Origin of the sequence: Phenylobacterium sp., assembly GCF_046290725.1 — a bacterium.
GTDB lineage: Bacteria > Pseudomonadota > Alphaproteobacteria > Caulobacterales > Caulobacteraceae > Phenylobacterium.
On the sequence record NZ_JBKBUH010000001.1, the window covers coordinates 599,027 to 617,522 of the forward strand.

Genomic DNA, 18,496 nt, shown 5'->3' on the forward strand with positions numbered 1-18,496 from the left:
ATCCGAGAGCTTGAGCCGGCGCGGCGCGCCTTACCGCGCCTTCATCCCCATCGTTCCGGCCACGAAGTCCCACAGCGCCGCCACCTCCGCGGCTGCGGCGCGGTCGGCCATTTCCTCGGCGGAGCGGCCGCGTTCCAGGGCGGTCTGGTAGACGGTGCGCGCGCGCAGGATGACCGGGGCGCGGTCGGCCTGCATGTAGTCCAGGCCCTTCAGGGCGCGCTTGACCAGCGGCGCCTCGGCGCCCTCGCGCGGCACGGGAGCCTGGTTCACCACCACGGTGGCGGGCCGCTTTAGCCGCCGCGCCACCTGCAGCGTGCGGGCGAGGCCCGCCAGATCGATCAGGGTGGGTCGCGCCACCAGCAGGGCGTGGTCGGCCACGACCAGGGCCTCGCCCACGCCTTCCACATCGCCGGCCGGGGTATCGACGATCATCAGGTCCCGCCCTTCGGCCAGGGCGCCGAACTGGGCGGCCGGCACGTTTCGGCCGACAGCCGTGACGCAGGCCGGCCCGGCCGCCTCGCGCGCCGAGAGGATGTCACTGACGGAGCGTTGCGGGTCGATGTCGACCACCAGCGCGTTCAGGCCGCGCAGGTGCGCCGCCAGCGCCAGGTGCGCGGCCACCGTGGTCTTGCCCGAGCCGCCCTTCAGGGCGATGACCGCCAGGGTCTTCAAGATCCGCCTTCTCCTCTTGCCGCCGGGTTCGGGGCGCGCCCGCCGAAGGCGGCGCAGATATGGAGCAAAAGCGCGACGGGATTCAGGCCGCGCTCTCCCTCGCCCCCTCGTCCTTGGGCAGGAAGGCGAGCAGGCGGGCGGCTCGCCCGGCGATCTGGGCGCCCGCCGCGGGACCGGCGGCCGCGACGCCCGCCAGCATCTGCTGGAACTCCATCGCCGCGGCGGCGAGCTTGGGGTCGGCCACGGCTACGGCGGCCCGCTCCAGCTCGGCCGCCTGGGCCAGCATGGAGCGCAGGGCCTGGGCCGGATCGCTCTCCCAGGCGGCGACGGCGGACTTCAGGATCTTCAGGGCCTGGACGATGCGGTCGCCTTCGCTGGTCGCCGCGTCGGAACGGCGCTTCAGCGGGCCGGAATAGTCTCCGGAATTGAACCGGCGCCGATCAGGGCCGACATAGTGCACCGCCTCGATCCAGTCGCGCGGGCGCAGGGTGACGGCCTCCAGCCGGCGCAGCAGGTCCTTGGCGGTGTAAGGCTTGCGAAGGAATTCGTGCACGCCTGCGTCGCGGGCGGCCAGAATCGCGCCGGCGGTGGCCGTGGCGGTCACCATGATCACCGGCGCCTGGCGGCAGGCCATGTCGGACCGGCGCAGCTGGCGGCTGAACTCCACCCCGTCCACGTCGTCGCCGGAGAGCTCCACGAAGATCAGCTGCGGATTGACCTGGCGGGCGGTCTCCAGACCGCGCCGGGTCGTGTTGGCGTTCCAGACCTGGGGGCGGGAGATGTTGCGCAGCAGGTCGCCCAGCAGCCGGGCGCTGGCCGAGGATGGGTCCACGATCAGCACCTTGCGCACGAGCGGCGTCATGCGCTGGATCAGCTTGTATTCCTCGTTGAACACGGCCGGGGCAGGCTCCCTTCGAAACTCCAGTCTGGCTGACGCGGCTTAAGATCGGCTTGACGCGGGTCAGTCCTGGAACGGGTCGCGCATCAGGATGGTGTCGTCGCGCTGCGGGCTGGTGGAGAGTAGAGCCACCTGGGCGCCGATGAGCTCCTCGACACGGCGCACGTATTTCACCGCCGCGGCCGGCAGATCGCGCCAGGAGCGGGCGCCCTGGGTGCTCTCGGCCCAGCCCTCGATCTCTTCGTAGATCGGGACGATGGCGCTCTGGGCCTTCAGCCCGGCCGGCAGGTAGTCGAAGCGCTGGCCGTCCACCTCGTAGCCGATGCAGATCTTCAGGGTCTCCAGCCCGTCCAGCACGTCGAGCTTGGTGAGCGCGATTCCGTCGATGCCGTTCAGCATCACCGACTGGCGCACCAGCACCGCATCGAACCAGCCGCAGCGGCGGGCGCGGCCGGTGACGACGCCGAACTCCTTGCCCACGGTGCCCAGGTGCTGGCCCACTGCGTCGAACAGTTCGGTCGGGAACGGCCCCTCGCCCACCCGGGTGGTGTAGGCCTTGACGATCCCCAGCACGAAGCCCGGCCCTTTCGGGCCCAGCCCCGACCCGGCCGCCGCCTGGCCGGCCACGGTGTTGGACGACGTCACGTAAGGATAGGTGCCGTGGTCGACGTCCAGCAGGGCGCCTTGCGCGCCTTCGAACAGCACCCGCTTGCCGGACTTCACCGCCTCGTTGACGGAGAGCCAGGCCGGCTTGGCGAACGGCAGGATCTTGGGCGCGATCTCCTCCAGCGCCCGCAGCAGCTCCGCCCCGTCATACTCCGGCAGGCCAAGCCCGCGCCGCAGCGGCGTGTGGTGGGCGAGCAGGCGGTCGATCTTGGCCTCCAGGGCCTCGCGGTCGGCCAGGTCGCCCACCCGGATCGCCCGGCGGCCGACCTTGTCCTCATAGGCCGGGCCGATGCCGCGCCCGGTGGTGCCGATCTTGTTGACCGCGGCGGCCTCCCGCGCCTGATCGAGGTCGCGGTGCAGGGGCAGGATCAGGGCGGCGTTGTCAGCGAGCGTCAGGAGGTCCGGCGTGATCTCGATTCCCTGCGCCCCGATCTTGGCGATCTCCTCCAGGAGGTGCCAGGGATCGACCACCACGCCGTTGCCGATCACGCTCGGCTTGCCCTGGACCACGCCCGACGGCAGCAGCGAGAGCTTGTAGGTCTGGTTGCCCACCACCAGGGTGTGGCCGGCATTGTGGCCGCCCTGGAAGCGCACCACCATGTCGGCGCGGTTGGACAGCCAGTCGACCAGCTTGCCCTTGCCCTCGTCGCCCCACTGGGCCCCGATCACGGTCACATTGGCCATGGATACGATCTCTCCGCCTGCCGCGCGGATCCACGACGCCCTTCGACAGGCCCTCGGCGCGTGGATTTTGATCGATTGTCCCCGGCCGGGCGCAGCGGCCGCCGGGTCGGCGCGCATAGACCAGCCGCGCCCTTCGGCGTCAAGTCAGAAGGAGTAGATCAACCGGACGCCCGCGTCGTCCAAGCCCTGGTTCTTGCCGCTGTCGAAGATCTGGCCGTTGGAGATGTGGACCCAGGACAGCTCGACCGCCCAGCGCTCGCCCAGCCGGTAGCCCAGCGAGATCTCCGGCTGGAGGAGGACCTGCGAGCCGAAGTCGATCCGTGTGCGGTAGAGCCTCAGGCGCCGCTCCCGCTCGGCCGGCGTGAGGCCTGGCGCGTTGACGGGCGGCAGGTCGGCCTCGCCGTCCGTATAGGCGAGCCCCAGGCCCGGCCGCAGGTAGAAGCGGTCGCCGAGCGCCATCGGCCAGGAAAGCCCGGCCGCGACGAAGTTGGAGGTCGCCTCGCTGTTGACCGACACGAAGGCGTGGGCCTGAGGGCGGCCCAACCAGTCGAGCGCCTCGATCCTCGCGCTGCGTACGCCCAGATGCAGATCGACGCCTTCCTCGCGGCCGGCGGCGCCGACGCCGAAGCCCTCGCCCAGGAAGGTGGCGTCGTGGGCGAACGCCCCCAGCAGGAATTCCGCGCCCTGCGCCGGCGCCGCGCCCGCCAGGGCGAGGGCCGCCGCGACGCCCGCCGATCCAGCCCGCATCGAAGAATCCCTCCCCGTCCCGCGCCACACTTAGGCGCCGGAGCGCGCTCGCGAAAGGCGCCCATCGCAACCGGCCGCGCGCCGCGCTATGGAGGAGGCATGACACGCCCCCGCTTCCACCTCGCCTTCCCCGTCCGCGACCTCGCCGAAGCGCGCGCCTTCTATGGCGGCCTGCTGGGCTGCCCGGAGGGTCGCTCGGCCGCCGACTGGGTCGATTTCGACTTCTATGGCCACCAGATCGTCGCCCACCTTGCGCCGGAGGAGGTGGGCCATCCCAGCACCAGCGCCGTGGACGGCGAACAGGTGCCGGTGCGCCACTTCGGCGTCATCCTGACCCTGCCGGAATGGCAGGCCATGGTTCAGAAGCTGGAGGCGGCGAAGGTTAGGTTCGTCATCGAGCCGCAGATCCGCTTTCAGGGCGAGCCGGGCGAACAGGCGACCATGTTCTTCCTCGACCCCTCCGGAAATGCGCTGGAGTTCAAGGCCTTCGCCGACGATTCGATGGTGTTCGCCCGGTGACGATCGGGCTAGCCGACATCGAGGCCGCCGCCGCGCGCCTCGCCGGCCAGGCCGTCGAGACGCCGCTGATCGAGAGCCCGGCCCTGAACGAGCGCTGGGGCGGCCGGGTGCTGATCAAGGCCGAAACGCTGCAGCGCGCCGGCGCCTTCAAGTTCCGCGGCGCCTACAATCGCCTCGTCCAGCTTTCGCCGGACGAACGGGCGCGAGGCGTGGTGGCCTTCTCCTCGGGCAACCACGCCCAGGGCGTGGCGCTGGCGGCTCGGCTGCTCGGAATCCCGGCGCTGATCGTGATGCCGGCCGATGCGCCGCAGGTGAAGGTGGCGGCGACCCGGGGCTACGGAGCCGAGGTGCGCTTCTACGACCGCCTCACCGAAAGCCGGGAGGCCATCGCCGCGGAGATCGCCGCCCAACGCGGCAGCGTAATCGTGCCCGCCTTCGACGATCCGCACATCATGGCCGGCCAGGGCACGGCCGGGCTGGAAATGATGCGTCAGGCCAAGGCGCTGGGCGCCGTCTTCGACGTCGTGGCCGCCCCGATCGGCGGCGGCGGACTGCTGGCCGGCGTCGCCACCGCGGTGAAAGCCCTGTCTCCCGACACCGCCGTCATCGGGGTCGAGCCTGCGGGCTTCGACGACACCCTGCGCTCGCTTCAGGCCGGTGAGCGCCAGACGATCAAGCCGACCGGCCGCTCGCTCTGCGACGCCCTGGAATCGCCGTTTCCGGGCGAGCTCACCTTCCCAGTGCTCCTGAGGACCGTCGCGGAGGTGGCGCTGGTCACCGACGCGGAGGTGGCCGAGGCCATGCGCTACGCCTTTTCCACCTTGAAGCTGGTGGTGGAGCCGGGCGGCGCGGCGGCGCTGGCCGCCCTGCTGGCCGGCAAAATCCCGACCTACGGCGACCGCACGGCGGGGCTGGTGCTCTCGGGCGGAAATGTCGATCCCGACCTCTTCGCCAGCGCGATCCGCGGCGAGATCTGAGGCCATGCGCATCCGCCCAGCGGAGGACGGCGACTGGCCGGCGATCTGGTCGATCCTGGAGCCGGTGATCCGCGCGGGCGAAACCTACGCCCTGCCGCGCGACATGAACGAGGCGGCGGCCCGCGCCTACTGGCTGGCGCCCGGCCACGCCGCCTTCGTGGCCGAAGCCGAAGGCCAGGTCCTGGGGACCTACTATCTGCGCGCCAACCAGGCCGGCGGCGGCGATCACGTGGCCAATTGCGGCTACATGACCGGCGAGGCGGCGCGGGGCCGGGGCGTGGCCAGGGCCATGTGCGAACACAGTCTCTCCGAGGCCCGCGCACGGGGCTTCCGCGCCATGCAGTTCAACTTCGTCGTCGCCACCAACGGGCCAGCCGTGGCGCTCTGGACCCGGCTCGGCTTCGAGACCGTCGGCCGCCTGCCCGGCGCGTTCCGGCATCCGACGCAGGGCTATGTCGACGCCCTGGTCATGTACCGAGCGTTGTAGGACACGCGCTCAGACCCGCCCGTAGGCCCGCAGGGTCCGCAGCGCCTTGATCGTCTGGACGCCGCGCCATTCGAGCGCCGCGGCGGGGCCGGGCGGATCCCAGCTGAGCGGCCAGCCGCCGTCGGCCTGCTGGGCCGCGGCCAGATGATCGAGGTCGCGCGCGATCGCGGCGTCTTCGAACCTGGGGCGGCAGAAACTGTCCGGCATGGGCGCGAACCAGAGCGGCGTCAGGCCGTAACCCTCCGCCGAGGCGTCGGGCTTGAACCAGGCGGCCGAGGGCAGCTTGGCCGCGAGGCGCGCGGCGGCGGCCTGCGCCCGCGGGCGGTCGGGCGCGTGCTCCAGGAAAAGAGCGGCGGAGAGGATGTCGTGAGCCCCGAGATCCTCCGCCTTCAGCCGCGGCCATATCCATTCGGCCGTGCGCTCGCGCCAGGGATGCTCGATGTCCAGACGGTAAAGGAGGCCGACGAGGCCGGCGTTGGGAACCAGGTCCGGCGCCCGGGCGTAGCCGCGCCAATGGGCGGCGTGGGCGTGGGCTTCGAAGCCCGGCAGCAGGGTTGGAACTCCGCCGCCAGGCGCGCTCGCCCGGTCAAGGAAATCACAGGCGCGGCGCACCATGCCGGCCTCGGCCGCGCCGACGTCGGCCATGTACTGCAGCGCCACCTCCACGTTCAGCGGCTGGGAGGCCGGAGTGCGCGTATCCGGCTCCAGCCCGTGGCCGAAACCGCCGTCGGGGTTCTGATAGGCGGCGAGCGCAGCGAGAACCGGCTCCGCCGCCGCACCCTCGAAGACTTGCGCGAACCACAGCCGGTCGATCAGCCGGGCGACGGCGTAGATGAAGTCCCGGGCGCGGGCGAGATCGGGCATGGCGGGCGTCGGAGCCGATATGTTCTCTTTACGTTCACTCTCCAGGCGAGAGCGTCAAGGGCTTTCTCCGTCCCATCGCGCTAGAGCCGATCCTCCGGAACCGCCTGGCCGGGAGCCTCACGCGGGGTGACCAGCTTGGCGAGCTTGGGCTTCAGCCAGTTCTCGAAATCGTCCACGAACTCGTAGACCACCGGCACCAGCACCAGCGACAGCAGCGTCGAGGTGATGAGGCCGCCGATCACCGCCACCGCCATCGGCTGGCGGAATTCCGCGCCCTTTTCCAGCGCCAGCGCGGTGGGCAGCATGCCGGCCGCCATGGCCATGGTGGTCATGACGATGGGGCGAGCCCGCTCGCGGCACGCCTCCAGCAGCGCCTCTCGCTGGCCCATGCCTTCACGCTCGCGTTCGATGGCGTACTCCACCAGGAGGATCGAGTTCTTCGCCGCCAGGCCCAGCAGCATCAGGAAGCCGATCAGCGAGGGGATCGAAAGCGAGAGGTTGAAGATCAAGAGGCCGAGGAACGCCCCGCCCACCGCGAGCGGCAGGGCCGAGAGGATCACCACCGGCTTGAAGAACGAGCGGAACAGCAGCACCAGCACGCCGAAGATCATCGAGACCCCGGCGAAGATCGCCATGCCGAAGGAGCCGAACAGCTCCTGCATCGCCTCCAGCTCGCCGGTCTCGGCCGGGGCCACCCCGGGCGGCAGGTTCTTCATGATCGGCAGGTTCTGGACGGCTTGGTTGGCCTCGCCCAGCTCCACGCCGTTCAGTTCGGCCTGCACCGTCAGCTGGCGCTTGCGGTTCAGCCGCTCGATGCGGGCGGGCCCCGCCTGGAACTCCACGTCGGCGACGGCGTCCAGCGTGGTCACCCCGCCCGAGGCGGTCGGGATGCGCAGGGCGCGGATGCGTTCCAGGTCGGCGCGGGCGTCGGCCGGCAGGCGGATGCGGATCGGGATGCGCCGCTCGCCCACGGTCATCTTGGCGACATTGGCGTCGATGTCGCCCACGGTCGCGACGCGGGCGACCTGGGCGATGGTTTCGGAGGAGACCCCCAGCCGCGCCGCCTCGTCGGCCCGAGGGCGGACGATCAGCTCCGGCCCCACCGGCGGGGTCGAGGGCCGAGGATCGGCGATCACCGTCAGGGTGCGCATCTGGCGCTCAAGTTCCCGCGCGGCGTTCTGCAGCGCCTCCGGATCCTCGGAGGCGAGAATGGTCTGGATACCGGCCGCGCCCTGGAAATCGAGGAAGCTGACCCGGGCGTCGGGAATGGCGCGCAGGTCGTCGCGCAGGCGCGCTTTTATGGCCTCCCCGCTGGACTTGCGTTTGGGGTCCAGCAGGATGGTGACCGTGCCCTCGCGCAGGTCGCCGCCGCCGCCTCCGGTGCTGCCGGGGCCGAAGGTCGCCACCGTGGAGCCGATCTGGGTGAAGACGCCGGTCACCTCCGGCTGCTTGCGGAACAGCTCGTCGATCCGCCGACCGGTGTCTTCCATGTCGGCGGTGGTTGCGCCCGGCGGGCCCTGGACGCTGACATAGAGGTAGTCGGGGTCGCCCGCCGGCTGGAAGCCTTGCGGCAGCAGCGGCACCAGCAGCAGCGAACCGACGAAGATGACGCTGCCGATCAGCGAGGCCACGATCCGGTGGTCGAGCGCCCATTCCAGAGTGTTGCGATAGAGGCCTTTGAAAGGCTTGCGCGGGTGCGGCTTGCTGGCCGGCTTCAAAAGGTAGGCGGCCATCAGGGGCGTGAGCAGGCGCGCCACCACCAGCGAGAACAGCACCGCCACCGAGACGGTCAGGCCGAACTCCCGGAAGAACTGGCCGGCCATGCCCTTCATGAAGGAGACCGGCGTGAACACCACCACGATGGCGAAGGTGGTGGCCACCACAGCCAGGCCGATGGCGTCCGCGCCGTCGAGGGCGGCCTGGTAGGGGCGCACGCCCTGGGCCACCCGCTTTTCGATGTTCTCCACCTCCACGATGGCGTCGTCGACCAGGATCCCGATGACCAGGGTGAGCGCCAGCAGCGTCACCACGTTCAGCGAGAAGCCCATCAGGTTCATGATGAAGAAGGTGGGAATCAGCGACACCGGCATGGCCACCGCCGCAATCAGGGTGGCGCGCCAGTCGCGCAGGAACAGGAACACCACCAGCGCGGCCAGCAGCATGCCTTCCAGCAGTACGTGCTGGGTGGCGCGGAAGCTGGCGCGGGTCTCGTCCACGGTGGAGAAGATGCGGGTGAACTTCACGCCCTTGTGCTGCTGCTCCAGCCGCTCCAGGGCGGCGACCACGGCGTCCTCCACGGCGACGTCGGAGGAATCGCGGGTCTTCATCACCTGGAAGCCGACCACAGGGCGGCCGTTGAAGCGGGCGAAACCGCGGGCCTCGGCCGAGCCGTCGCCGATATCGGCGATGTCGGTCAGGCGCACATAGCCGCCCGTTCCGGTGGGGATGGTGAGCTGGCGCAGGGCCTCGATGGTGTCCACCGAGCCCAGCACCCGCAGGGTCTGCTCGCGCCCGCCGACGGCCACCCGGCCGCCCGGCGCGTCGAGGTCGAAGCCGCGCAGGGCGTTGTTCACCTGAGCGGCGGTCAAGCCGCGAGCGGCCATTCGGTCGGGATCGACCAGCACATTGATCTCGCGGGTCGTGCCGCCGACCCGAGCTGTCTGGGAGACGCCCTTCTCGCCCTGCAGGGCGCGCGAGACCGTGTCGTCGGCGAACCAGGAGAGCTCGGCGTCGGACATGGCCGGCGCCTCGATGGCGTAGGTCAGGATCGGCAGACTGTCCAACTCGATCCGGGCGACGGTCGGCTCGTCGATCTCGCGAGGCAGACTCGCCCGCGCCTGGTCGATCTTGGAACGGACGTCGTCGGTCTTCTTCTGCAGGTCCTCGCCCAGCTCGAACTCGATCTGGGTCGAGGAGACGCCCTGGGTGACGGTCGAATAGATGTTCCGCACGCCGGAGATGCCGGCGATGGCGTCCTCCACAGGGCGGGTGATCTGGGTCTCGATCTCGCCGGGCGCGGCCCCGCTCTGGGTGACGGTGACCGACACCATCGGGAACTGCACGTTCGGGTACTGCTTCACCGCGAGGCCGCCATAGGCGACCATGCCGGCCAGCACGAGGGCGATGAACAGGACCGCGACGGGGACGGGATTGCGGATCGCCCAGGCGGAGATCCGCAGGCCGCCGCTCTCGCCGCCGGGGGCGTGAGGGGTGAAGCTCATCGGGCCTGGCCTTTCTCGGCGGCCGCGGCCGCCTTGGGCGCCGGGGCGGCTGCGGCGGCCTCCACCGGACGGACGAGGTCGCCGTCGAGCAGGAAGGCCGCAGCGTTCTGCACCACCAGGGAGCCCGCAGGCGGGCCCTTGACGAGCGCCACCATGCCGCCGCCGCGGGCGCCGGTGGTGACGGCCACCCGGCGGACGCGGTTGTCCTGGCTCACCACCATCACGCTGGCGCCGTCGGCGTCGTAGCGAATCGCCGTCTCCGGCACGGCCAGCGCCTGGGCCTGGGCGTCGTCGAACACCGCCCGGGCGAAGCCGCCGGCGCGGATGTCGCTGCGCACCGGCAGGCGCACGCGCACGGTTCCCAGCCGGGTCTGGGTGTCCACCTGCGGCGAGACGAGCCGCACCTGGCCATCCACCGCGGTTCCCGAGGGCAGGGTCACGGTCGCCCTCTGGCCGGGCCGCACGCGGGCGAGATCGTCTTCCGACAGCTCGGCGAGCAGCTCGATCTCGCCGCCGCGGGCGATCCGGAACCACGGCGTGGCGCCACCGGCCGCAAGATCGCCGGGGCGTACCGCACGTTCCAGCACTAGGCCGGCCACAGGCGCGGTGACCGAGAGCTTGCGGGCGCGGGTCTGGATGTCGCGCAAGGCGGCGGCCTGCGCCTCGGCCGTCGCGCGAGCGGCGCGGGCCTGGAAGCGGCGCTGATCGATCTGTTCCTGGGAGAGCACGCCCTGGCCGTCGAGGCCGGCCACGCGGGCGGCCTCGCGCTCGGCCTGATCGGCCTGGACCTGGGCCTGGGCGGCCAGCGCCCGCTGCTGGTCGAGCTGGGCGGCGATCAAGGCCCCATCGAGCTCGGCGAGCGGCTGGCCGGCGCGGACATAGGCGCCCTCCTCCACCAGCACCCGGGCGACGCGATAGCCGGTGACCTCCGGCGTCACGGCGGCCTCCTCGCGTGGGACGAGCCCGCCCGAGGCGCCGAGGGCGCCGGCGATCTGCTGCGGCCCGACCCGGATGACGCGGACGCTGCGGGCCTGGGCGGCGGGATCGGTCTGCGGGGCTTCCTTGCCGCCGCAGCCGGCGAGGGCGACGCCGGCGAGCGCCGCGGCCAGGACGAAGTTGCGCATGGGTCTCGTCACGTCAGCGAGCCTCTTTGTTGGTGGGGATCGCCGGGGCGGGCCAGCCGCCGCCGAGCGCCTTGTAGGTCTGGACCGCGCGGCGCAGGGCCTGGACCCTCGCGGCGGTCTCCTGCGAGCGGACCGCGCGCCAGGACTGTTCGGCCCCCAGCGCGGTCTGCAGGTCGGTGAGGCCGGCGGCGTAGCCCCGCTGCGAGGCCTCGAAAGCCCGGCGAGCCTGGCTCTCGCCGGCGTCGAGCAGATCCACCCGTCGGCGGTCGGCGGCCAGTTGCACGAGCGCGTTCTCCGCCTCGCCATAGGCGGTCTGGACCGCCTTCTCATAGGCGATGGCCGCCTGCTCGGTGCGCGCGTTCTGGGCCTTCAGCTCCGTCAGCAGGCGCGGAACGTCGAGCACCGGCACGGTGACGTTCCCGCCGATGGTCCAGCTCTGGATCGTCGAGGAAAAGCCCGGCTGTTCGGATTCGGTGATCCCGATCCCTGGCGTCAGGCGGAAGGTGGGGAAGAAGGCGAGCTTGGCGTAGTCCAGCCGCCCGAGCGCCGAAACCAGCATGGCCTCGGCCTGGCGCACGTCGGGTCGGCGCGCCAGCAGCTCGCCGGGGATGGTCTCCGGAACCGCCGGAATCGCCCCCACCTCGGTGGAGACCGGCAGGTTGGCGGTGGGCTCGATCCCACGCCCCACGAGGATCAGCAGCACCCGCCGCTGGGCCTGCAGCTCGGCCTCCAGGGCCGCCGCCTGCGCTTCGGCCTGGGCGAGGTCGCCGGCCACCCGGTCCACGTCGGAACTCGTGCCCAACCCCAGGTCGGCGCGCCGCTGGGCCACCTCGGAGAGGCTGCGCTGGATGCGGACCGTCTCCTGCGCGTCCTCAAGCTGGATGGCCAGGCCGCGGATCTGGAAATAGGCGTCGGCCACGTTCGCCGCGAGGCTGGCGCGGACCGCCTCGTAGTCGAGCCGCGCCGCAGCCATTTCGGCGTTGGCCGCGCGGCGGGCGGCGAAGATGCGGCCGAAGAGGTCGATCTCCCAGGTGACGTCGAAATTAGCCGCTCGCGTCTCGCTGGTCCCGGTTTGCGAGAAGCCGGGGATATTCACCGCCGTGCCTTCGAGGAGCTTGCTTTCGGTGCGGGAAGCGGCGCCGACGGCGTTGCCCTGGGGCAGAAAGTTCAAAAGGGCGCCCTGGCGGGTGGCGCGGGCCTCCTGCAGGCGCGCGGCGGCGCTGCGCGCATCCGGGCTGCGGGCGAGCGCCGTTTCGACCAGGCCGGTGAGCTCGGGATCTTCGAAAACCGTCCACCAGGTGTCGAGCGCGACGGCGCCAGCCGCTGACGCGCCTTGGGGAACCTCGTAGGCCAGGGGCAGCTGCGTATCGACGGGCCGCGTCGAGCAGGCGGCGAGCGCCAGACAGGCCATGGCGGCTGCGAGGGGTGCGGAGCGCATGATCACGTTTCGTCTCTGGGCCCGCATTTCGCCGGCCGGACAGACCGGCCCATGGGGGAGGCGCGATACGGGCCGAATGTACCGGCCGTCTTAAAGTTTAGTGCGCCGCAACAGCAACGGGAGGGGCGAAGTGGAAAAAAGCCTCGCCGTGGCTGCGACGTCTCACCGCCCTGGTCCTGATCCGTCCCCGGCGCCACATCTGCGTATGGCGTACGGAGTTCCCATAACGATACTTCGTACGTTGTAAAGCGTTTTTGGCTATGTGAAGAATTTGTCATGTCGAAGGAGTTCACAGGCAGCGGCGACCCGCGGCGCAGCATGGAGCTGCTCTGGGGCGCCCAGGCGCCCGGAAAGCGGGGCCCCAAGCCGCGCCTGTCGGTGGACGAGATCGTGCAGGCGGCTATCGCTGTCGCCGACGCCGAGGGTCTGGAGGCCCTCTCCATGCGCCGCGTGGCCCAGACCGTGGGCGTTTCGACCATGTCGCTCTACACCTACGCCCCCTCCAAGGCCGAACTGATCGACGTGATGCTGGACCGGGTCCTGGGCGAGGGCGCCGATCCGTCGGAGGCGCCGGGCGGCTGGCGCGCCAAGCTGGAATTCATGGCCCGGCAGGACTGGGAGCGGTGCCACCGTCACCCCTGGATCCTGCAGGTCGGCCTGCATCGGCCGCCGTTGGGGCCCAACCTGCTCGGCAAGTACGAGGCGCTGCTGCGCATCCTCGAGGGGCTCGGCCTCACCGACCTGGAGATGGACCAGGTGGGCGTGCTGATCATGAACTATGTCCAGGGCGCCGTGCGCCAGGCCGTGGAGGCGGTTCAGGTGCGCCAGCGCACCGGCCTGAGCGACGAACAGTGGTGGCTGGCCCAGGAACCCTGGCTCGAGCAGGTTCTGACGCCCGGCCGCTTTCCCCTCGCCTCGCGGGTCGGGCACTCGGTCGGGGAAGCCTACAAGACCATCGCCGACCCTGCGATGAACTTCGAGTTCGGCCTGCAGCGGGTGCTGGACGGGGTGGAGGCCTTCGTGAACAGCCGGACGGGCGCGCCGCCGCCCTCGTCGAAAGCCGGCTAGCCCTTCGATAAGCGGCGCATTAGGGTCGCGGCCAAATTTTCGCTTTCGAGAGTGCCGATGAAGTCGTTCCTGCTTCGCGCCGCCTGCGCTGCGGCGCTGATTCTTCCCGCATATCCCGCCCAGTCCGCGGAAATCGACCCCGCCCGGATCGCCAGCCACGTACAGGTCCTGGCTTCCGACGAATTCGAGGGCCGCGCCCCGGCCACCGAGGGCGAGGTCAAGACCGTCGCCTATATCTCCGAACAATTCCGCGCCGCCGGCCTGCAGCCCGGCGGCGACCTGAAGGACGGCGCGCGCGCCTGGACCCAGGACGTGCCGCTGGCCAAGTTCGAGATCTCCGGCCCCATCTCGGTGGCGGTGAAGTCCCGCGGCCAGACCCAGGCCTGGACGCAAGGCGAAGAGGTTGCCATCCGCGCGGCCCAGACCGGCGTCGACCGTGTGAGCGTGAAGGACGCCCCCATCGTCTTCCTCGGCTACGGCGTGCATGCGCCGGAGCGGAACTGGGACGACTTCAAGGGGGTCGACCTGAAGGGCAAGATCGGCCTCGTCCTGGTCAACGACCCGGATTTCGAAACCGGCGAAGGCGACTTCGGCGGACGCGCCATGACCTATTACGGCCGCTGGACCTACAAGTACGAGGAAGCCGCCCGCCAGGGCGCGCTGGGGTTCCTGGTGATCCACGAGACCGCGCCGGCCTCCTATGGTTGGGCGACGGTGAAGAACTCCAACACCAACACCATCTTCGACATCATCCGCGCCAATCCGGGCGAGGCCCACGCGCCGATCGAGGGCTGGGTTCAGCGCGACGTGGCCGCGGCGCTGATCGCCGCCTCCGGCCACGATTTCGAAGCTCTCAAGAAGCAGGCCCAGACCCGCGACTTCCGTCCGGTGCAGCTGGACGCCACCTTCTCCACCGACTTCGCCGTCGCCGCCGAGAAGATCGTTTCGAAGAACGTCGTCGGCCTGATTCCCGGGGCCAAGCGGCCGGACGAGACCATCGTCTACACCTCGCATTGGGACCATCTGGGCGTGGGGCAGCCCGACGCCCGCGGCGACCGCATCTATAACGGCGCCATCGACAACGCCGACGGCATCGGAACCATGATCGAGATCGGCCGGGCGCTCGCCGCCGGGCCGCGGCCGGATCGCTCCATCGTGTTCCTGGCGGTGACGGCCGAGGAGCGGGGCCTGCTGGGCTCGGAGTACTACGCCGCCAATCCGCTCTATCCGCTGGGCAAGACGGTGGCCAACATCAACATGGACGCCCTGTCGGCGGCGGGGCCGGCGCGGGACTTCACCAGTTCGGGCGATGCGGCCTCGACCCTGCAGGACATGCTGATCGCCGTCGGCGCCGAAAAGGGCCGCGCCTATACGCCGGACCCGCGTCCGGAAGCCGGCTCCTTCTTCCGCTCCGACCACTTCCCCTTCGCCAAGCGCGGCGTGCCGGCGATCTCGTTCGGTTCGGGACGGGATCTGGTGAACGGCGGCCGTGAGGCCGGCGACGCCTGGGCGCGGGCCTACACCGCCGAGCGCTATCATCAGCCGGCCGACGAGTTCGGCCCCGACTGGAACCTCGACGGCATGGCCCAGGACGGCGAATTGATGCTGGAGCTCGGCCGCCGGCTGGCCAATTCCGCCGTCTGGCCGGAGTGGAAGGCCGGTTCGGAGTTCAAGGCGACGCGGGACGAAACCGCGGCGCAGCGGAAATAGGAGGAGGCGGCCGATGGCGGCGGCGGGCGTGATCCGGTCCGGGATTGGCGGCTGGAACTTCGAACCCTGGCGCGGGGTGTTCTACCCCAAGGGGCTGAAGCAGGCCGACGAGCTCGCCTACGCCAGCCGCCACCTCACCGCCATCGAGATCAACTCGACCTACTATTCCAGCCAGAAGCCGGAGAGTTTCGCCAAGTGGCGGGCGGCGACGCCCGAGGGCTTCGTCTTCAGCCTGAAGGCCTCGCGCTTCTGCACCAATCGTCGGGTGCTGGCCGAGGCCGGCGAGTCGGTGGGGAAGTTCCTCTCCCAGGGGATCGTGGAGCTAGGCGACCGGCTCGGTCCGATCCTGTGGCAGTTCATGGCCACCAAGAAGTTCGATCCCGACGACTTCGCCGCCTTCCTCGATCTGTTGCCGCCGAAGCTGGAGGGCCTGCCGCTGCGCCATTGCGTGGAGGTGCGGCACGCCAGCTTCTCCGATCCGGCCTTCGTGGCGCTGTGCCGGGAGCGGGGCGTGGCGATCTGCCTCGCCGATCACGAGGTCCATCCGATGATCCCCGACATCACCGCCGACTTCATCTATGCGCGGCTGATGCGCGGCGTGGACGAGATCGAGACAGCCTATCCCGCCGAAGAATTGGGGACCTGGGCCGAGCGTTTCCGCGCATATGCTCGGGGCGAGGTTCCCGGCGACCTGAAGCCTCTGGACCGCACGGGCCCGCCGGCGGGCCCTCGCGACGTGTTCGCCTATTTCATCCACGAGGGGAAGGTGCGCGCGCCGGCCGCCGCCCAGGCGTTGCTGGCGCGCCTGGAGGAAGCCTGAAAAGCAATACGCCCCCGGCCAGGAGGCCGGGGGCGTGATCGCAAGAATAGCGAATTCTCGGTGTGGGGTCTTAGCCGCCGGGGAACCGCATCGGCACCTTCACGACGCCGGTCTTCGAACCCATGGGCAGCGCCTCGGCCACGCACAGGGCGGCCTTGTCGAAACCCTTGCCGGCCTTGGAATCTTCCAGGACCTTGCAGCCGGTCAGCTTGCCGCCTTCGGCGGTGCATTCCAGCATGACGGTGGCCGCGTCACGCGTATTCGCGTGCTTCACCAGGCACTTCGACATGCTCTCCTGGAAATCGGCTGCGGAAGATGCGCCGGCGAACGCCAGGCTAAGAGCGACACCGCCCATGATCTTGATGATATTTTTCATCGCCCCACTCCTTTCTAGATTACGGACGCAGCCCCTCTATGCAGGATTCAGGTTAAGGGAATCTGAGTCGCGAAATCTGCACTTGGTTAAGCCCAAGTAAAACATGAAAGAACCCGCGCCCCTCTTTAGGAGTCCGTGTGCGCGCGAGGGGCCGGGAAATCCGGCCCCAATGCGGTTTCAGTGACGATTGGTTAGCAACCTGCGGCGATGGTGTGCGCACCGCTAACCGTGCTTCTGGGGGGTATCGGAAGTGAAGCGCTTTCGGCTTGTCGACCTGCCGCTGATCGCCAAGATCGGTTTCGCACCTGCTTTCGCCTTGGTGATGCTGGCCCTCATGGCCGGCGGCGCCGTCATTGTCGAACGCGGACTCGCCAACGACCTGCGCCAGGTCGTGCATCAGGACCTGCCCAACAGCGTCCGCCTGCAGCAGGTGTCGGAACGGATCACCGCCGTTCACGGAAAACTCTATTTCCTGCTGACCCATCAGGCCGCCGAGATCGAGGTCGAGAAGATCGAGGGCGAAAGCGAGGCTCTGCTGTCGGAGGTGGACGCCATCCGCCAGGAGGTGGAAGCCATGCGCGCCAACGCCCCGGCCAATCAGCGCGCCGCCTTCGACGAACTGATCGAGGGTCTGAAGCAGACCCGCGACGGCCTCGAGGTCATCACGGCCATGATCACCACGAGCTTCACCACCGCCGCCGGCTTCGCCGCACCCTTCGAGGAAGAGTACTCGAAGATGACCGGCACCCTGACCAAGATCGTGGAGGCCAACAAGGCGGCCACCGACGCCAACGCCGCCGCCAGCGAAGCTCGGGCCACCACCGCGCTGACGGTCACCCTGGTCGGCGCCCTGGCCACCCTGCTGATCGCCGGCGCCCTCGCCTGGGCGCTGACCACCATGCTGCGCAAGGACGTGCAGAAGATCGCCCGGGCCACCGAAGCGCTCGCCCGCGGAGACAACGCCATCGATCTGGCCTCCCTCGGCCGCAAGGACGAACTGGGCGCGATCGTCTCCTCGCTCCAGGTGTTCCGCGACAATCAGCTGCAGCTGGAGCGCGTGCGCGAGGAGCAGGAGAAGGCCGAGGCCGCCGCCGAGGCCGCCCGCCGCCAGAACGCGGACGCCGCCGCAGCCATCGCCGAAGAGCAGGCCATGGTGGTCAACTCCCTGGCCCGGGCTCTCGACAGCCTGGCGACCGGCGACCTGACCTATCGCCTCGACATGGAGTTCCCGGGCGACTACCGGAAGCTCCGCGACGACTTCAACGCCGCCTCCGCCAAGCTCGAAGAAGCCATGGCCGCCATCGCCGGCGCGACGGCCTCGATCCAGTCGGGCGCGGGCGAGATCAGCCACTCGGCCGACGACCTGTCGCGCCGCACCGAGCACCAGGCCGCCACCCTCGAAGAGACCGCCGCCGCGCTCGACGAGATCACCGCCACCGTCAACAAGACCGCCGAAGGCGCCTCCCAGGGCCGCGAGGCCGTGGCCTCGGCCAAGACCGACGCGGAAGAAGGCGGCGTGGTCGTCAGCCGCGCGATCGACGCCATGGGTCAGATCGAGCACTCGGCCAAGCAGATCAGCCAGATCATCGGGGTGATCGACGAGATTGCCTTCCAGACCAACCTTTTGGCCCTGAACGCCGGCGTCGAAGCGGCCCGGGCCGGCGACGCAGGCAAGGGCTTCGCGGTCGTCGCCTCGGAAGTCCGCGCGCTCGCCCAGCGCTCGGCCGAAGCCGCCAAGGAGATCAAGGCGCTCATTTCGGCTTCGAGCCAACAGGTGGCCGAAGGGGTCAATCTGGTCGGGGAAACCGGCCAGGCCCTGCAGCGGATCGTGCGTCAGGTGAACGAGATCGCCACCGTCGTGGGCGAGATCGCCGCCTCGGCCAAGGAAGAGGCCCTGGGCCTCGGCCAGGTGAACACCGCCGTCAACCAGATGGACCAGGTGACCCAGCAGAACGCGGCCATGGTCGAGGAATCGACCGCCGCCAGCCGCGTCCTGGCCGACGAGGCTCAGGAACTGGCCCGGCTGGTTTCCCGCTTCAAGGTCTCCGGCGCGGCGGCCGCCACGCGCGCCGCGCCCGCCCCGGCGCCGCGCCCGGCGGCCAAGCCGGCGGCGCCGGCTCCGGCCCTGGCCACCCGCGGCGCCACCGCCCTGGCAGTCCAGCCTCAGGCGGACGAGGACGGCTGGGAAGAGTTCTGAACAAGAAAAGCCCAGGAAGCTTGCAGGG

16 protein-coding genes are annotated in these 18,496 nt (G+C 70.2%); 7 read left to right on the forward strand and 9 right to left on the reverse strand.

From position 1 onward, the window contains the following. Positions 1-30: 30 nt before the first annotated feature. From ACK41C_RS03205 to ACK41C_RS03220, 4 genes are all read right to left on the reverse strand, one after another. Entirely contained in the window at positions 31-672 is a 642-nt protein-coding gene (locus ACK41C_RS03205) for an AAA family ATPase (protein WP_409650421.1), read from the reverse strand. An 82-nt stretch (positions 673-754) separates the two neighbouring features. Continuing rightward, on the reverse strand, positions 755-1,567 hold the full coding sequence (locus ACK41C_RS03210; RefSeq protein WP_409650423.1) for a two-component system response regulator: 813 nt from the start codon (positions 1,565-1,567) through the stop codon (positions 755-757). 66 nt (positions 1,568-1,633) lie between these two features. Continuing rightward, entirely contained in the window at positions 1,634-2,920 is a 1,287-nt protein-coding gene (locus tag ACK41C_RS03215) for an adenylosuccinate synthase (RefSeq protein ID WP_409650424.1), read from the reverse strand. Positions 2,921-3,064: 144 nt separating this feature from the next. Continuing rightward, the gene (locus ACK41C_RS03220; RefSeq protein ID WP_409650426.1) at positions 3,065-3,667 is read right to left on the reverse strand and encodes an acyloxyacyl hydrolase; all 603 of its coding nucleotides are present in this window, start codon (positions 3,665-3,667) and stop codon (positions 3,065-3,067) included. Between the two features lie 99 nt (positions 3,668-3,766). Between ACK41C_RS03220 and ACK41C_RS03225 the strand changes: the two genes are divergently transcribed. Genes ACK41C_RS03225 through ACK41C_RS03235 form a run of 3 tightly spaced genes read left to right on the forward strand, consistent with a single transcriptional unit; the run spans position 3,767 to position 5,650 of the window. Further along, positions 3,767-4,186, forward strand: a complete 420-nt coding sequence (locus ACK41C_RS03225) for a VOC family protein (RefSeq protein WP_409650427.1) — start codon at positions 3,767-3,769, stop codon at positions 4,184-4,186. After that, positions 4,183-5,163: a threonine/serine dehydratase gene (locus tag ACK41C_RS03230; RefSeq protein WP_409650429.1), complete on the forward strand. Its 981-nt coding sequence runs from the start codon at positions 4,183-4,185 to the stop codon at positions 5,161-5,163. Before ACK41C_RS03225 ends, ACK41C_RS03230 begins: the two co-directional genes overlap by 4 nt. Positions 5,164-5,167: 4 nt before the next feature. Further along, entirely contained in the window at positions 5,168-5,650 is a 483-nt protein-coding gene (locus tag ACK41C_RS03235; RefSeq protein ID WP_409650431.1) for an N-acetyltransferase family protein, read from the forward strand. Positions 5,651-5,659: 9 nt separating this feature from the next. Here the strand turns inward: ACK41C_RS03235 and ACK41C_RS03240 are convergent, their stop codons facing one another. From ACK41C_RS03240 to ACK41C_RS03255, 4 genes are all read right to left on the reverse strand, one after another. Continuing rightward, positions 5,660-6,514, reverse strand: coding sequence for a hypothetical protein (locus ACK41C_RS03240; RefSeq protein WP_409650433.1), 855 nt, complete (start codon positions 6,512-6,514; stop codon positions 5,660-5,662). 80 nt (positions 6,515-6,594) lie between these two features. Next, a complete protein-coding gene (locus ACK41C_RS03245) occupies positions 6,595-9,735 on the reverse strand; it encodes an efflux RND transporter permease subunit (protein WP_409650435.1) in 3,141 nt (1,046 codons plus the stop codon). Next, a complete protein-coding gene (locus ACK41C_RS03250) occupies positions 9,732-10,859 on the reverse strand; it encodes an efflux RND transporter periplasmic adaptor subunit (protein WP_409653886.1) in 1,128 nt (375 codons plus the stop codon). The genes ACK41C_RS03245 and ACK41C_RS03250 overlap by 4 nt, the downstream gene beginning before the upstream one ends. Positions 10,860-10,872: 13 nt before the next feature. Beyond that, positions 10,873-12,297, reverse strand: coding sequence for an efflux transporter outer membrane subunit (locus ACK41C_RS03255; protein WP_409650437.1), 1,425 nt, complete (start codon positions 12,295-12,297; stop codon positions 10,873-10,875). 276 nt (positions 12,298-12,573) lie between these two features. Here ACK41C_RS03255 and ACK41C_RS03260 point away from each other — a divergent pair, with 276 nt between their 5' ends. From ACK41C_RS03260 to ACK41C_RS03270, 3 genes are read left to right on the forward strand one after another with little or no spacing between them, the layout of a single operon-like run. Further along, positions 12,574-13,365: a TetR/AcrR family transcriptional regulator gene (locus tag ACK41C_RS03260; RefSeq protein WP_409650439.1), complete on the forward strand. Its 792-nt coding sequence runs from the start codon at positions 12,574-12,576 to the stop codon at positions 13,363-13,365. A 57-nt stretch (positions 13,366-13,422) separates the two neighbouring features. After that, positions 13,423-15,075 (forward strand): M28 family metallopeptidase, encoded by a 1,653-nt coding sequence (locus tag ACK41C_RS03265; protein WP_409650441.1) that lies wholly within the window; start codon positions 13,423-13,425, stop codon positions 15,073-15,075. A 13-nt stretch (positions 15,076-15,088) separates the two neighbouring features. Further along, the gene (locus tag ACK41C_RS03270; protein ID WP_409650443.1) at positions 15,089-15,895 is read left to right on the forward strand and encodes a DUF72 domain-containing protein; all 807 of its coding nucleotides are present in this window, start codon (positions 15,089-15,091) and stop codon (positions 15,893-15,895) included. 70 nt (positions 15,896-15,965) lie between these two features. Here the strand turns inward: ACK41C_RS03270 and ACK41C_RS03275 are convergent, their stop codons facing one another. Beyond that, positions 15,966-16,271: a hypothetical protein gene (locus tag ACK41C_RS03275; protein WP_409650444.1), complete on the reverse strand. Its 306-nt coding sequence runs from the start codon at positions 16,269-16,271 to the stop codon at positions 15,966-15,968. Positions 16,272-16,521: 250 nt separating this feature from the next. Here ACK41C_RS03275 and ACK41C_RS03280 point away from each other — a divergent pair, with 250 nt between their 5' ends. Continuing rightward, positions 16,522-18,468, forward strand: coding sequence for a methyl-accepting chemotaxis protein (locus tag ACK41C_RS03280; protein ID WP_409650446.1), 1,947 nt, complete (start codon positions 16,522-16,524; stop codon positions 18,466-18,468). Positions 18,469-18,496: the final 28 nt, after the last annotated feature.